Source organism: Curtobacterium sp. CFBP9011, assembly GCF_034045095.1.
Classification (GTDB): domain Bacteria; phylum Actinomycetota; class Actinomycetes; order Actinomycetales; family Microbacteriaceae; genus Curtobacterium.
In genome coordinates this window covers 243,866-257,596 of the sequence record NZ_JAXCWN010000001.1, presented here as the reverse complement: position 1 = coordinate 257,596, position 13,731 = coordinate 243,866, and the positions used below count along the sequence as shown (strand labels likewise).

The 13,731-nt window shown below is 71.6% G+C and carries 14 protein-coding genes and 1 tRNA gene; 8 read left to right on the top strand and 7 right to left on the bottom strand.

Features of this window, described 5'->3' with window-relative positions; genetic code table 11:
* Window positions 1-4 precede the first annotated feature (4 nt).
* A complete protein-coding gene (gene mnmA / locus SOM35_RS01225) occupies window positions 5-1,111 on the bottom strand; it encodes a tRNA 2-thiouridine(34) synthase MnmA (protein WP_111076261.1) in 1,107 nt (368 codons plus the stop codon).
* A 41-nt stretch (window positions 1,112-1,152) separates the two neighbouring features.
* Here mnmA and SOM35_RS01220 point away from each other — a divergent pair, with 41 nt between their 5' ends.
* From SOM35_RS01220 to SOM35_RS01210, 3 genes are all read left to right on the top strand, one after another.
* Entirely contained in the window at window positions 1,153-2,475 is a 1,323-nt protein-coding gene (locus SOM35_RS01220; protein WP_320514052.1) for an MFS transporter, read from the top strand.
* Window positions 2,476-2,558: 83 nt separating this feature from the next.
* Window positions 2,559-2,638, top strand: a tRNA-Leu gene (locus SOM35_RS01215).
* Between the two features lie 133 nt (window positions 2,639-2,771).
* A complete protein-coding gene (locus tag SOM35_RS01210) occupies window positions 2,772-3,449 on the top strand; it encodes a DedA family protein (protein ID WP_290158327.1) in 678 nt (225 codons plus the stop codon).
* 266 nt (window positions 3,450-3,715) lie between these two features.
* On the opposite strand, the gene rdgB is transcribed toward SOM35_RS01210, so the two are convergent.
* From rdgB to murI, 3 genes are all read right to left on the bottom strand, one after another.
* Window positions 3,716-4,327: an RdgB/HAM1 family non-canonical purine NTP pyrophosphatase gene (rdgB, locus tag SOM35_RS01205; RefSeq protein ID WP_320514051.1), complete on the bottom strand. Its 612-nt coding sequence runs from the start codon at window positions 4,325-4,327 to the stop codon at window positions 3,716-3,718.
* Window positions 4,324-5,070: a ribonuclease PH gene (gene rph / locus SOM35_RS01200; RefSeq protein ID WP_290158331.1), complete on the bottom strand. Its 747-nt coding sequence runs from the start codon at window positions 5,068-5,070 to the stop codon at window positions 4,324-4,326. The genes rdgB and rph overlap by 4 nt, the downstream gene beginning before the upstream one ends.
* Window positions 5,071-5,137: 67 nt before the next feature.
* Window positions 5,138-6,001, bottom strand: coding sequence for a glutamate racemase (gene murI, locus SOM35_RS01195; protein ID WP_320514050.1), 864 nt, complete (start codon window positions 5,999-6,001; stop codon window positions 5,138-5,140).
* Window positions 6,002-6,141: 140 nt separating this feature from the next.
* Here murI and SOM35_RS01190 point away from each other — a divergent pair, with 140 nt between their 5' ends.
* Window positions 6,142-7,428, top strand: coding sequence for a nicotinate phosphoribosyltransferase (locus SOM35_RS01190; protein WP_320514048.1), 1,287 nt, complete (start codon window positions 6,142-6,144; stop codon window positions 7,426-7,428).
* A 16-nt stretch (window positions 7,429-7,444) separates the two neighbouring features.
* Here SOM35_RS01190 and SOM35_RS01185 read toward each other — a convergent pair whose 3' ends face one another.
* The 3 genes from SOM35_RS01185 to SOM35_RS01175 all read right to left on the bottom strand — a co-directional run bounded on the left by SOM35_RS01185 (window position 7,445) and on the right by SOM35_RS01175 (window position 10,565).
* Window positions 7,445-7,708 carry a DUF3039 domain-containing protein gene (locus SOM35_RS01185; RefSeq protein ID WP_110823714.1) on the bottom strand — a complete coding sequence of 88 codons (264 nt, stop codon included), beginning with the start codon at window positions 7,706-7,708 and terminating at the stop codon, window positions 7,445-7,447.
* Window positions 7,709-7,782: 74 nt separating this feature from the next.
* Window positions 7,783-9,354 (bottom strand): ABC transporter permease, encoded by a 1,572-nt coding sequence (locus tag SOM35_RS01180; RefSeq protein WP_320514046.1) that lies wholly within the window; start codon window positions 9,352-9,354, stop codon window positions 7,783-7,785.
* Window positions 9,330-10,565 carry an ABC transporter ATP-binding protein gene (locus SOM35_RS01175; RefSeq protein ID WP_320514045.1) on the bottom strand — a complete coding sequence of 412 codons (1,236 nt, stop codon included), beginning with the start codon at window positions 10,563-10,565 and terminating at the stop codon, window positions 9,330-9,332. The genes SOM35_RS01180 and SOM35_RS01175 overlap by 25 nt, the downstream gene beginning before the upstream one ends.
* A 355-nt stretch (window positions 10,566-10,920) precedes the next feature.
* Between SOM35_RS01175 and SOM35_RS01170 the strand changes: the two genes are divergently transcribed.
* The 4 genes from SOM35_RS01170 (at window position 10,921) to SOM35_RS01155 (ending at window position 13,725) form a co-directional block, all read left to right on the top strand.
* On the top strand, window positions 10,921-11,616 hold the full coding sequence (locus SOM35_RS01170) for a phosphocholine cytidylyltransferase family protein (protein ID WP_111076269.1): 696 nt from the start codon (window positions 10,921-10,923) through the stop codon (window positions 11,614-11,616).
* 76 nt (window positions 11,617-11,692) lie between these two features.
* Window positions 11,693-12,544: an ABC transporter permease gene (locus tag SOM35_RS01165; RefSeq protein WP_320514044.1), complete on the top strand. Its 852-nt coding sequence runs from the start codon at window positions 11,693-11,695 to the stop codon at window positions 12,542-12,544.
* Entirely contained in the window at window positions 12,544-13,314 is a 771-nt protein-coding gene (locus SOM35_RS01160; RefSeq protein ID WP_290158339.1) for an ABC transporter ATP-binding protein, read from the top strand. The genes SOM35_RS01165 and SOM35_RS01160 overlap by 1 nt, the downstream gene beginning before the upstream one ends.
* Window positions 13,315-13,422: 108 nt before the next feature.
* Window positions 13,423-13,725, top strand: a complete 303-nt coding sequence (locus tag SOM35_RS01155; RefSeq protein WP_111075636.1) for a hypothetical protein — start codon at window positions 13,423-13,425, stop codon at window positions 13,723-13,725.
* Window positions 13,726-13,731 lie beyond the last annotated feature (6 nt).

The following is a 13,731-nucleotide window of genomic DNA, read 5'->3' as shown; positions in this document are numbered from 1 at the left end:
GTCGTCAGGCCGGCACGGGCGCTGCCGACACCGTGGTGTCGATGGTGCACTGGCCGAGCACCCGCGTGCCGACGTACACGACGGCGGTCTGCCCGGGGGCGACGCCGGACAGCGGCTCGTCCGGGACGACCACGAGCGCGCCGTCCTCGACGTGTGCGGTCGCGGGCTCCGGGTCGGCGTGCGCCCGGATCTGCACGTCGCAGCGGAACGGGGTCGACGGGTCCGCCGGTGCCGCGCCGGCCCAGGTGTACCGGGTGCCGGAGAGCGAGGCGACGTCGAGCGCTTCCTTCGGCCCGACGACGACGGTGTTGTCCTTCGGGCGGATCTCGAGCACGAAGCGGGGCTTGCCGTCCGCCGCGGGGCGTCCGAGCGCGAGACCCCGGCGCTGCCCGACCGTGTAGCCGTGGGCACCGTCGTGGCTGCCGACGACCGTGCCGTCACGCTCGACGACGTCCCCGGTCTCGCTGCCCACGCGGTCGGCGAGCCAGCCGCGGGTGTCGCCGTCGGGGATGAAGCAGATGTCGTACGAGTCCGGCTTCTGCGCGACCGTCAGCCCGCGGGCGGCGGCCTCAGCACGGACCTCGTCCTTCGACGGGGTGGCCCCGAGCGGGAACATCGCGTGCTGCAGCTGCTCCGCCGTCAGCACACCGAGCACGTAGGACTGGTCCTTCGCCCACGCCGCCGAGCGGTGCAGTTCGCGTGAGCCGTCCGGCGCGGTGACGATCGAGGCGTAGTGCCCGGTCGCGACGGCGTCGAACCCCAGGGCCAAGGCCTTCTCGAGCAGGGCCGCGAACTTGATCCGCTCGTTGCAGCGCATGCAGGGGTTCGGGGTGCGGCCGGCCTGGTACTCGGCCACGAAGTCGTCGACGACGTCCTCCTTGAACCGCGCCGAGAAGTCCCACACGTAGTAGGGAATCCCCAGGGCCGAGGCGGCGCGCTGCGCGTCCATCGAGTCCTCGATCGTGCAGCACCCACGGCTGCCCGTGCGCAGGGTGCCGGGCATCCGACTGAGCGCCAGGTGCACCCCGACGACGTCGTGGCCGGCGTCCACCGCCCGGGCCGCGGCCACCGCCGAGTCGACCCCACCGCTCATCGCCGCCAGAACACGCATGCGTCCAGGGTAACTCCGACACGGCGTACCGTTGCTCGACGATGACGAGCACCACGAACGACGCCTTCGACCTCCGCGGCGTCCTGCTGTCCGGGTTCCTGCCCGCCGCGCTCTTCGCGATCGGCGAGGGCGCGATCATCCCGATCATCCCGATCGCCGCGGACTCCCTCGGGGCGAGCCTGGCGATCGCCGGGTTCGTCGCCTCGCTGATCCTGGTCGGGGAGCTCATCGGCGACGTGCCCTCGGGCGTCGTCGTCGCGCGGATCGGCGAGCGCAACGCCATGATCGGCGCCGCCGTCGTCTCGGTGGTCGGACTGCTCGTCTGCACGGTCGCCCCGAACCCCCTGGTCCTGGCCCTCGGCGTGTTCCTGGTCGGCCTGTCCACCGCGGTCTTCGCGCTCGCCCGACACGCGTACATGACGACCGCGATCCCGCTGCGGATCCGGGCCCGCGCGCTCTCGAGCCTCGGCGGGGTGTTCCGGTTCGGGTACTTCGTCGGTCCGTTCCTCGCGGCCGGCGTCATCCACCTCACCGGCACGACGCAGAGCGCGTTCTGGGTCCACGTCGTCTGCTGCCTCGGTGCCGCCGTCGTGCTGCTCGTCATCCGCGACCCCGCGACGGGCGTGCGCGGTCTGCAGCGGCCGAGCCGCGCCTCCCGGCCGACCGCGACCGACCCGGCGACTGCCACCGACGCGACGACCGCGACCGACGCAACGACGCCGGCCGCACTCGAGGGCGAGCAGTTCGTCAAGGAGGAGTCGCAGGGCCTCTTCCAGACCATCCGCGCCCACCACCGGGTCCTCGTCCGTCTGGGCAGCGGCGCCGCGCTGATCGGCGCGATGCGCGCCGGACGGCAGGTGATCCTGCCGCTCTGGGCCGTCAGCGTCGGGCTCGACGACTCCACCGCCGCCCTGGTCATCGGCATCGCCGGTGCCGTCGACTTCGCGCTGTTCTACACGAGCGGGCAGATCATGGACCGCTGGGGACGCCTGGCGAGCGCCCTGCCCTGCATGCTCGGCCTGAGCATCTGCTACTTCCTGCTCGCCTGGAGCGACCACCTCGACGCCCGTGTCGGCTGGTTCATCGCGGTCGCGATGGCCATGTCCCTGGCGAACGGCGTCGGCTCCGGCATCCTCATGACGCTCGGCGCCGACCTGGCACCCGCGGACCGGCCGGCACCGTTCCTCGGCGCCTGGCGGTTCACCGGGGACCTCGGGTCCGCTGCCGCCCCGCTCGTCATCTCGGGCGTCACGGCGCTGGCGACCATCGCGGTCGCCAGTGGCGTGATGGGCGTGCTCGGCCTGGTCGGCGCGGGCATCCTGCTCCGGTACGTGCCACGGTACCTCCCCCGCACGTTGCGCTGACCGGCCCGCTCCGGGGTCGCCTGCCGGCCGGGAGGCCCGCCCCACCTCCGCCACCCGCCCCGCTGCGTACACTGGGTCGGCCAGCGGGAGTGGTGGAATTGGTAGACACGCAGGATTTAGGTTCCTGTGCTCCGGCGTGAGGGTTCGAGTCCCTCCTTCCGCACCGGACGGCCGGCGGACTCGCGCGCCGCGTCGCATCGGACGTCAGTCCTCCGACGGACGGCCCGGACACGCCCGCACGGTACCCTCGGTCCGGCGGGTGCTCCATCCGCCCTCGCCCGCCGACCGGAAGAACCATGCACTCCGTCGCACTCGCCCTGATCCCCTGGCTGGATCCGCAGTACATCCTCGACCACTTCGGGGCCTTCGCCGTGCTCGTCGTGTGCGCCATCATCTTCGCCGAGACCGGGCTGCTGATCGGGTTCATCTTCCCGGGCGACAGCCTGCTCGTCATCACCGGCCTCTTCGCCTTCGACCGTCACGGTCAGATCGGCGGGATCCCGATCTGGGTCGTCGCGCTGATGATCGGCGCGGCGGCGTTCCTCGGCGGTGAGCTCGGCTACTACATCGGCAAGAAAGCTGGGCCGCCGATCTTCGAACGCAAGGACAGCGGGCTGTTCTCGAAGGCGAACGTCGACCGGACGAACGCGTTCTTCCACAAGTACGGCGCCCTCGCGGTGATCCTGGCGCGCTTCGTCCCCGTGGTCCGGACGTTCGCCCCGATCGCCGCCGGTGTGGGCCGGATGAACTACAAGAAGTACTCGCTGTACAACGCCGTCGGCGCGGTCATCTGGGGTGTCGGGGTCACGTTCCTCGGGTACTTCCTCGGGTACATCCCCGCGGTGGCGTACATCGTGCGGAACTACATCGACGTGATCCTGCTCGCGGCGGTCGTCGTCACCGTGGTCCCCGCCGCGATCACCTACTTCCGGAACGCCCGCAAGGCCAAGCAGCGCGAGCCCGAGCAGCCGTAGGCCGGCGCGGCCGGCTGCCCGGCGCTGCCGGACCGCAGCTGCCGGCCGGCGCCGCCGCCGCCCGGCCCGAGCGGGACCCGGCGCGAGCGGGACCCGGCGCGAGCGGGACCCGGCGCGAGCGGGACCCGGCGCGAGCGGGACCCGGCGCGAGCGGGACCCGCACAACGAACACCGACTCGAACCACGGCATGCCGTGGTTCGAGTCGGTTTCCGTTGTGCGACGCCGAGAGGCGCCCGTGGGCGGCCGCCCGCGCCCCGCGCCGGCCTCAGGCCTGCGGCGCCTCGCCCGCGAACCACTCGCGGACGATCGGCGCGATGCCCCGGAACGCCTTCGACCGGTGGCTCAGCGCGTTCTTCTCCGCGCGGGTCAGCTGCGCCGCCGAGCGGTCGGCGTCGTCCGGCTGGAACACCGGGTCGTAGCCGTGCCCGCCGTCCCCGATCGGCTCGGTGCGGACCTCGCCGTTCCAGACCGCCTCGAACACGTGCTCGACCCCGGAGGGCGTGACGAACGCGGCCGCGCAGACGAACGCCGCGGTCCGCTCGACGACACCGTCCAGGTTCTGCAGCAGCAGCGCGATGTTGTCCGCGTCCACCCGGGTGCCCGCGTACCGGGCCGAGTGGATACCGGGTGCCCCGTCGAGGGCGTCGACCGCGATGCCGGAGTCGTCCGCCAGGGCCGGCAGCCCGGTGTGGGCGACCGCGGCGCGCGCCTTGATGAGCGCGTTCGCTGCGTAGGTGTCGCCGTCCTCGACCGGTTCAGGCCCGTCGTACGCCACGAGCTCGATCCCGCCCAGGGCGTCACCGAGGATGTCCCGCAGCTCGACGACCTTGCCCTGGTTGTGCGTCGCCAGGACGACCGTGCGGGCGGTGTCGCTCATGCGAGTCCCAGCGCCGAGCGCTGCACGGCCGCGAGGGACGCGTTGCCGGCCAGCCCGAGGTCGAGCAACGCGTTCAGCTCGTCGCGGTCGAACGGTGCGTGCTCCGCCGTGCCCTGGACCTCGATGAACTTGCCGGACCCCGTGGTGACGATGTTCATGTCGGTGTCGGCGCGGCTGTCCTCCTCGTAGGCCAGGTCGAGCATCGGCACGCCGCCGACGATCCCGACCGAGATCGCCTGCACGCTGTCGGTGAGCGGCGTCGCCTTCTTGCCGATGAACCCGCGCTCGCGGCCCCACTCGATCGCGTCGGCCATCGCCACGTAGGCGCCGGTGATCGAGGCGGTGCGGGTGCCGCCGTCGGCCTGCAGCACGTCGCAGTCGAGCACGAGGGTGTTCTCGCCCAGGCCCTTCATGTCGACGACGGCGCGCAGCGACCGGCCGATGAGCCGGGAGATCTCGTGCGTGCGCCCGCCGACCTTGCCCTTGATCGACTCACGCTGCATCCGCTCGTTGGTGGACCGCGGCAGCATCGAGTACTCGGCGGTGACCCAGCCGGTCCCCTTGCCGGCCATCCAGCGCGGGACGCCGTTGGTGAACGAGGCGGTGCAGAGCACCTTCGTGTTGCCGAACGAGATGAGCGCGCTGCCCTCGGCCTGGGTGCTCCAGCCGCGTTCGATGGTGACGGGTCGGTGGTCGGTGGTGGTCCGGCCGTCGATGCGGACGGTGCCGTCGGTGGCGTTCATGGGTTCCTCTCGGTCCGGCCTGGAGGCACGGTGCGGGTGGTCGGGGCGGGTCAGGTCGTGCGGCTGGTCAGGTCGTGCGGCTGGTCGCCGACACGTCGCGCCCGCGGGGCAGGGTGATGGCGCCTGTCTCGAGGTGCCCGACGGTGGCGACCTCGGGCCCGAGGAACCGGCGGGCGAGGCGGACGAAGCCGGCCTCGTCGGCGCCGGTGGCCTCGAACGCGTAGCTCGGCGGTTCGGTGCCGGTGCGCTCGAGGCCGTGTTCGACGAGCCGACGGTAGACGTCGTTCGCGGTCTCCTCGGCGCTGGACACCAGCGTGACGTCGGGCCCCATCACGTACTGGATCGCGGCGGACATCAGCGGGTAGTGCGTGCACCCGAGGACGAGGGTGTCGACGCCGGCGTCCCGCACCGGTGCGAGGTACCCGGCGGCGACCTCGCGCAGCTGGGCGGACGAGGTGTCACCGGCCTCGACGAACTCGACGAAGCGGGGGCACGCGGCCGTGGTCAGGGTGACGTCGGCCGCGACGGCGAAGGCGTCCTCGTACGCGCGGCTGGCGATGGTGCCGATCGTGCCGATGACCCCGATCCGGCCGGTGCGGGTCTGCTTGACGGCGGCGCGTGCAGCGGGCTGGATGACCTCGACGACGGGGATGCCGTACGCCTGCTCGTAGCGTTCCCGGGCGTCACGGAGGACGGCCGAGCTCGCGGTGTTGCAGGCGATCACGAGCGCCTTGACGCCCTGGTCGACCAGGTCGTCCATGACCTCGAGCGCGTACCGCCGGACGTCGGCGATCGGCTTCGGCCCGTACGGCGAGTGCCGGGTGTCCCCGACGTAGCGGATGCTCTCGCGCGGCAGCTGGTCGATGATCGCGCGGGCCACCGTGAGTCCGCCGACGCCGCTGTCGAAGACTCCGATCGGTGCATCCGTCACGGTGACCAGCGTACCGACGCGCGCCGCCCGCGGGACGTGGCACGGGCCTCCCGTCCACAGATCGCCCCGGCACCGCCGTTGTCCACCGTTCCGGGACACGATCCGGTCCGGTGCGGCCGGTCCTGGTTAGGGTCGGAGACGTGACCACCGCACTCCTGACCGACCAGTACGAACTCACCATGGTCGACGCCGCGCTGAAGGACGGCACCGCCGACCGCCGCTGCGTCTTCGAGGTGTTCGCCCGCCGGCTGCCGGACGGGCGCCGCTACGGCGTCGCGGCGGGCCTCGGACGCTTCCTCACGCAGCTGACCGAGTTCCGGTTCGGGGACGCGGAGATCGGCTTCCTGCGCGACCGACGCGTCATCGACGAGGGCACGGCACGCTGGCTGGCGGACTACCAGTTCACCGGGGACGTACGCGCCTACCGCGAGGGCGAGGTCTTCTTCCCGAACTCCCCCGTGCTGCAGATCGAGGGCACCTTCGCCGAAGCCGTGATGCTCGAGACCCTGGCGCTCAGCGTGTTCAACGCCGACTCCGCGATCGCCTCCGCCGCGGCACGCATGGTGTCCGCGGCCGACCGTCGTCCGCTCGCCGAGATGGGGTCCCGCCGCACCGGTGAGTGGAACGCCGTCGCCGCTGCCCGGGCCGCGTACATCGCGGGCTTCGGCGCCACGAGCAACCTCGAGGCGGGCCGGACCTGGGGCATCCCGACGATGGGCACGGCTGCGCACGCCTTCACGCTGCTGCACGACTCGGAGGAAGCCGCGTTCCGGTCCCAGCTCGACGCGCTCGGCAGCGGCACCACCCTGCTCGTGGACACCTACGACATCGAGGCCGCGGTCGAGACGGCCGTCCGCCTGACCGAGGGGAAGCTCGGCGCGGTGCGGATCGACAGTGGCGACCTGCCCTCCGTCGTGGCGTCGGTCCGTGCCCAGCTCGACCGGCTCGGTGCGACGGCGACGAAGATCACCGTGACGAACGACCTCGACGAGTACACGATCGCCGCACTCCGTGCCGCCCCGGTGGACTCCTACGGCGTCGGCACCTCGGTCGTGTCCGGCTCGGGCCACCCCGCCGCCGGCATGGTCTTCAAGCTCGTCGCGCACCACTCCCCCGCGGGCGAGTGGGTGCCGGTGGCGAAGAAGTCCGCCGAGAAGGCCTCCGTCGGCGGTCGGAAGGAAGCGGGTCGACGCCTGCGGAACGGCATCGCCACGGCCGAGATCGTGCTGACCTCGGGGTCGGTCGGCCCGGACGAGCGGGACCTGCTCGTGCCGGTGGTCACCCACGGGGAGGTCGATCCGGCGTTCCTCGGTCCCGCCGGTGTCGAAGCCGCCCGGGCGCACCACAAGCGGGCGAAGGCGGAGCTGCCGGCGGACGCCGAGCGCATCGGCCGCGGCGACCCGGCCATCCCGACGCTGCTCGTCTGAGCAGCGTCGGCGGGGGTCACTCGGACTTCATCTTCTCGTAGATGGCCTTGCAGTCCGGGCAGACGGGGAACTTCTCGGGGTCGCGTCCGGGGATCCACTTCTTGCCGCAGAGCGCCTTGACGGCTTTGCCGGTCAGGGCGGACTCGAGGATCTTGTCCTTCTTGACGTAGTGCGAGAAGCGCTCATGGTCGCCGGGCTCGATCGCCTCCTCTTCCAGGAGCTTCTCGAGTTCGCGGTCCATCACGTCGAGGCCGCCACCGCCGGGTTCCGTCGTGCTCATGTCACCAGGGTACGTCGTCACGACCCGGTCCGTCGGCGGATCGGTCACGCTGTGGGCGCACGTGGCCCCGCGCGTCAGTTCCGCTGGGCGGCGGCCAGGAGGTCCGGCCCGCGTCGGTCGAACACCGCACCGCCGACGGCCACACCGATCGCCAGGACGACGACGCCGACACCGATCCCGACGCCGAGGACGAGCGCCGTCGACGGGTCCTCCGCCCCGATGAGCGCGCGGACGGCGAACCACCCGGCGGGCACCATGCACAGCACCGTCCCGACGACCATCAGGGTCTGTGCGAACGTCGCCGTCGCGCCCGCGGCCTGCGGTTGGTGGAACGGGTGGTCGCCCGGTCGGACGGTCGGGTACGGCAGGGCGACCGAGACGATGCTCGACAGGCCGAGCCCGCCGAACAGGCCGCTGGCGGAGACCGCGACGAGCAGCGGGAACGCCTCCATGTCGCCGTACAGCGCGGCCGACACGGCGGCTCCGGCGACGAGCAGCGGGACGCCGACGACGATGAGCGGCACCAGGCGACCGAGTCGGTCGGTCCAGCCCGGAGCGCCCGAGGCGACGTGCAGCCAGACGGCCGTGTTGTCGTACGAGACGTCGTTGTGCGGCAGGAACCCGGCGATCAGGGCCATCAGCGGCAGCGGCACCAGGGCCGTCCACGCCCACGGCACCCCGGCGATGCCGAGCGGCAGCACCACGAGCGGCACGAACACCAGGATCAGGTACGAGCTGCGGTACCGCGGGTCGCGGGTCCAGTAGGTCAGCGCACGGGCTGAAACGGCGCCGAACGGGGTCGCGCCGAGGCGGTCGAACCAGCCGAGCGTGCGGTGTCGGTGCACGCGCACCGGGTGCGGCACGGCGACGAGCACCCGACCGACCAGGGCCCACCAGGCGAGACCGAGCAGGCCCACGACGACGAGCGCCACGAGCAGCCGGGCGACGGCCGTGCCGGCGTGACCGGCCGCGACGTCCGCGGGCACGGCCCACGCGGCACCCCAGGGCGTCCAGCCGGCGACGTCGGTCAGCCGCTGGAGCCCAGGTGCGGTGAGGTCGAGCCAGTCAGGTCGGAGCAGGAGCGCGACGGACGGCACCACCAACACGATGCCCACCAAGACCACCGGCCAGGTGGCCTCCCGGGGTCGGTGCCCCGCGAACGCGAGCGCTCCGAGGGTGCTGCCGACCCGGATGAGCAGGGCAGTGGTGGCGAGCACGAGCAACGCGGCGACGACGGCCAACAGGGCCGGACCGGCACCGCGGCTCCAGGTGACGACCTGCGCGGCGGCGAGCACGGTGACCGCGACGACCGGGATGCCGAGGAGGCCTGCCAGGCCGAGGCCGACGGCCAGGTCACGCTGCCCGATGCCGAACGCGGTGAAACGCCGGGGGTCGAGCTGGTCGGAGACACCGACGGCGAACGGGATCAGCGTGCAGCCGAGGGCCACCGCCGTGCCGACCAGGACCACGACGGTGCGGGCCACGAGGGGGTCGGCGGTCCGGAGCCCACCGAGGACGGACGCTGCCCAGAGGACGGCGACCAGGGCGACGAGGCTGCCGAGGACGACGGCGACCGAGCGGCGCGCACCACCACGGACCTCGCCCGCGAGCAGGTCGGCCCTCAGCCGGAGAAGCTGTGCAACCATTCCATGCTCTCTGCGACGGGGCGTCCGCCGGCGAGTTCGACGAACTTGTCCTCCAGGGAGCGACGGCCGCGGACCTGCGCCATGGTGCCGGCGGCCAGGACCTTGCCGCCGACGATGATCGCCACGGAGTCGCACGTGCGCTGGACGAGTTCCATCGAGTGGCTGGAGAGCACGACGGTGCCGCCACCCGCGGTGTAGCGCCGCAGGATGTCGGTGATGGTCGTCGCGCTGACCGGGTCGACGGACTCGAACGGTTCGTCGAGCACGAGCACGCGCGGCGAGTGGATGAGGGTGGCGGCCAGGGCGATCTTCTTCGCCATGCCCATCGAGTAGTCGGCGACCGGACGTCCGAGCGCGTCGCCGAGGCCGAACGCCTCGGCCAGGTCCGTGCTGCGGCTCCGGGCGGTCTTGCCGTCCAGCCCGCGGAGCGTGGCCGAGTAGAAGAGCATCTGCGCGCCGGTCAGCCGGTCGAACAGGCGGAGCCGGTCCGGCAGCACACCCATCGCCCGCTTCGCGGCGGTCGGGTCGGCCCAGACGTCGTGGTCGAGCACGGTGACGGTGCCGGCGTCCGGACGCAGGAGGCCGGTGAGGACCGAGAGCGTCGTCGTCTTGCCGGCGCCGTTCGGACCGACGACGCCGAAGATGGAGCCCTTCCGGATCTCCAGGTCGACGTCGTCCACCGCCAGGGTCTGGCCGTAGCGCTTGACCAGGCCCTCGGCGCGGAGCACGACGGGCTGCTGCGGCACGTTGGGCCGGCCGGTGGGCCGCTTCGTCGTGGACGCGGCCGGCGTGCCGGAGCCGCTCCGGGCCTCCTGGCCGTCGCGACGGACGTCCTGGTCGTCCCGACGGACGTCCTGACCGTCGCCCGGGTGCGACGCAGCGCCCTGCGGCCGGGTCGCGCGTCCGGAACGCTTGTCCCGCTTCTTCCCCGGACGCGGCGGCGTGGCCGTCCCGGCCTGCGTGGCTGCGCTCGCCTGCGTCGGTGACCCGGCGGGACGGGTGTCCGCCCCTGCCTCGGTCTCCGAGCCGGTCCTGTCGTCCGTCATGTCGTCACCCGCGGCTGCGCCGTACGCACCCGTGTCCCCCGTGTCGTCGTGGTCCTCGTCGCCCGTCCCCTGGGCGACGGTCGTGCCGTCGTCGTCCGCGTCGACGGTCCACGCAGCGTCCGACGTGCTGTAGACGTCGTCGTTTCCCGTTGTTCCTGCCGACACGAGGCCAACCGTACCAACGGTTCCGACCGCTCGCTGAGCCGTGTCGGACCGGGTCACGAATTGAACACGATGCCGCTCGACCCGTACCCCGACACCGCCCGGTTCCGTATCATTCACCGAGACACGACGGAGTGTTCACCACTCGGAAACCTGCCCGCAGCGCTCCCGGAGCGGTTGCTGACCGGGGCGTTATACGCTCCGGACCACGCGACTCCCGGCCAACTCGAACGCGGTGGGTGCAGTATCCGAGGAAGCCGTATCGAAGTGCCCGTCAGGACACGCTCGACGTGTCCTCCAGTGTGGACCTCCACCCTCCGGGGCGGACGGGACGCGGCGGACACCGGAAGGGACCAGCATGACCACGCAGATCGTCATCCTCGCAGCGGGGATGGGCAGCCGCCTCGGGCGCAGCCTGCCGAAGCCGCTCACCGAGCTCAGCGACGGCCGCACCATCATGCAGCAGCAGTTCGACAACATCCGCGCCGCCTTCGGGTCCAGCGCGCGGGTCACGATCGTCGTCGGCTACAAGTCGGAGTACATCGTCGAGGCGTTCCCCGAGGCGAACTTCGTCTACAACGAGTCCTACGACTCCACGAACACCTCGAAGAGCCTGCTCCGTGCGCTCAAGGCGACCGGCAAGAGCGGTGTCCTCTGGATGAACGGCGACGTGGTCTTCGACCCGATGGCCCTCGTCCGCGCCGCCGACATGATCGACGAGGGTCGGTCGTTCGTCAGCGTGAACACCGAGAAGGTCTCCGACGAAGAGGTCAAGTACACCGTCGACGCCGAGGGCTTCATCGCGAAGCTCTCGAAGAAGGTCGTCGGGGGTCTGGGCGAGGCCGTGGGCATCAACCACGTCTCGGCAGCCGACAAGCAGGCACTGATCCGACAGCTCGGCCGGGTCGACGACCAGGAGTACTTCGAGGGCGGCATCGAGGCTGCCATCGCCGAGGACGGACTACGCTGGACGCCGATCGACATCTCCGACCTGTACGCGGTCGAGATCGACTTCGCCGAGGACCTGCAGCGCGCGAACGACCTGTTCGCCTGAACGGGTCAGGATCCCCTGATCCGGACCACCGGCCCGGGTGGCCGCCCCTCGGTGCGGTCCCGGCCGGAGGGAACCCATGACTGACGCGCACCCGACCGCGCAGCCGACGACCACGCCACCGCCCGCGGTCCCCGGTGTCTCCTCGACGCCGGCGGCCCGCGGCTCAGCACGTCGGTACCGCCAGGCGCTCTGGCTGCTGACGGTCCGCGACCTGCGCGTGCGGTACTCGACCTCGGCGCTCGGGTACTTCTGGTCGATCCTCGACCCGCTCGTCATGTCGGCGATCTACTGGTTCGTCTTCACACAGGTCTTCCACCGCGGCAAGGTCGGCGAAGAGCCGTACATCGTCTTCCTGCTGACGGCGCTGCTGCCCTGGATGTGGTTCACCGGCGGTGTCTCGGACTCGACCCGGGCCTTCATCAAGGAAGCCAAGCTGATCCGCTCGACGACGATCCCGCGCAGCATCTGGGTCGCCCGCATCGACGCGTCCAAGGCCATCGAGTTCCTGCTGAGCATCCCGGTGCTCGCGGTGTTCGTCATCGCCACCGGCGCACACCTGCACTGGCAGGTGGTGCTCTGGCCGCTCGCCATCGTCCTGCAGGCCACGCTCGTCTACGGCCTCGGGCTCATCGTCGCACCGCTCGTCGTGTTCTTCCGCGACCTCGAACGCGCGGTGAAGCTCGTCCTGCGCTTCCTGTTCTACGCATCGCCGATCATCTACGGCACGCAGGCGCTGCCGAAGGCGCTGCACGACATCGCCGCGATCAACCCGCTGAGCGGGATCTTCGGCATCTACCGCTCGGCGTTCTTCCCCGGCCAGCTGGACTGGAAGGAAGTGCTCGCGTCGGTCGTCGTCACGGGCATCGTCCTCGTCGTCGGTGTCGTCGTGTTCCGCCGCAGCGAGCACCGCGTCCTCAAGGAGCTGTGATGGCCACGACCGAACCCGTGACGACGGCGAGCACCACCGCACCGGTCATCTCCGTCACCGACGCCGGCATCCGGTTCAAGCGGAACCGCCGCGCCAGCCGGAGCTTCAAGGACCTCTTCGGCCGGGGTCAGCGTCGTCGGAAGGCGGACGAGTTCTGGGCACTCCGGAACGTGTCGTTCGACGTCCGTCCGGGCGAGGCGATCGGTGTCGTGGGCCGGAACGGCCAGGGCAAGTCGACGCTGCTCAAGCTCGTCGCCCAGGTGATGCTGCCCGACGAGGGCCGGGTCCACGTGGGCGCCGGCGTCGCTCCCCTGATCGAGATCACCGGTGGCTTCGTCGGCGACCTGACGGTGCGCGACAACGTCTTCCTGACCGCCGGGCTGCACGGCATGTCCCGGGCGGAGATCCGCGCGGCCTTCGACGAGATCATCGCGTTCGCCGAGATCGCGGACTTCGTCGACACCCCGTACAAGCACCTGTCGAGCGGCATGAAGGTCCGGATCGCCTTCGCGGTGATCTCCCGCCTGGACGAGCCGGTGATCCTCGTCGACGAGGTCCTGGCCGTCGGCGACAAGAAGTTCCGTGAGAAGTGCTACAGGCGGATCGACGAGCTGCTGGCGGGTGGTCGGACGCTGTTCTTCGTCTCGCACAGCGACAAGGACCTGCGCCGGTTCTGCGACCGCGGGCTGTACCTCGACGGTGGACGACTGCTGTTCGACGGACCGATCGACGAGGCCCTGGAGCGGTACAACGCCGACCACGGCGTCTGACGTCCACTCCTCCACAACCGAGCGCCCCCGGGCCACGCTCCACAGCCCCGGTCCCCCGACGGCTCCCCGGGGGCCCCGACGTCGGACCCCACCCCTAACGTGCTCCCCATGCGCGACCCCATCACCGCCTACCCGGTACCGTTCACCATCGACCGATCAGCGGCGCCCCGCCGTTACGAGCTGGTCAACACCAGCACCGAGACCCTCGACGGGATCTCCCTCACCCACCTCGGCACGGGCTACTCCCCGCCGCTCGTCGTCCGCCGGCTCGAGCCGGGGCGCGGGCTGTCCCTGGCCGTGTTCGGCGCCGGCGCCGACGAGACCGGCGTCGTCATCGTCCGGTGGCGTCGGCCAGACCGCGGGGAGTTCCTGTGGCGGATGTCGCTGGCCGGCCCCGGGCTCGCCCCTTGACGGGCT

What these genes read in the sequence shown, in the direction of transcription:
- mnmA (WP_111076261.1), bottom strand. Translation starts at nt 1,111, where the DNA reads ATGCGTGTTCTGGCGGCGATGAGCGGTGGGGTCGACTCGGCGGTGGCC.
- SOM35_RS01220 (WP_320514052.1), top strand. Translation starts at nt 1,153, where the DNA reads ATGACGAGCACCACGAACGACGCCTTCGACCTCCGCGGCGTCCTGCTG.
- SOM35_RS01210 (WP_290158327.1), top strand. Translation starts at nt 2,772, where the DNA reads ATGCACTCCGTCGCACTCGCCCTGATCCCCTGGCTGGATCCGCAGTAC.
- rdgB (WP_320514051.1), bottom strand. Translation starts at nt 4,327, where the DNA reads ATGAGCGACACCGCCCGCACGGTCGTCCTGGCGACGCACAACCAGGGC.
- rph (WP_290158331.1), bottom strand. Translation starts at nt 5,070, where the DNA reads ATGAACGCCACCGACGGCACCGTCCGCATCGACGGCCGGACCACCACC.
- SOM35_RS01185 (WP_110823714.1), bottom strand. Translation starts at nt 7,708, where the DNA reads ATGAGCACGACGGAACCCGGCGGTGGCGGCCTCGACGTGATGGACCGC.
- SOM35_RS01180 (WP_320514046.1), bottom strand. Translation starts at nt 9,354, where the DNA reads ATGGTTGCACAGCTTCTCCGGCTGAGGGCCGACCTGCTCGCGGGCGAG.
- SOM35_RS01170 (WP_111076269.1), top strand. Translation starts at nt 10,921, where the DNA reads ATGACCACGCAGATCGTCATCCTCGCAGCGGGGATGGGCAGCCGCCTC.
- SOM35_RS01165 (WP_320514044.1), top strand. Translation starts at nt 11,693, where the DNA reads ATGACTGACGCGCACCCGACCGCGCAGCCGACGACCACGCCACCGCCC.
- SOM35_RS01160 (WP_290158339.1), top strand. Translation starts at nt 12,544, where the DNA reads ATGGCCACGACCGAACCCGTGACGACGGCGAGCACCACCGCACCGGTC.
- SOM35_RS01155 (WP_111075636.1), top strand. Translation starts at nt 13,423, where the DNA reads ATGCGCGACCCCATCACCGCCTACCCGGTACCGTTCACCATCGACCGA.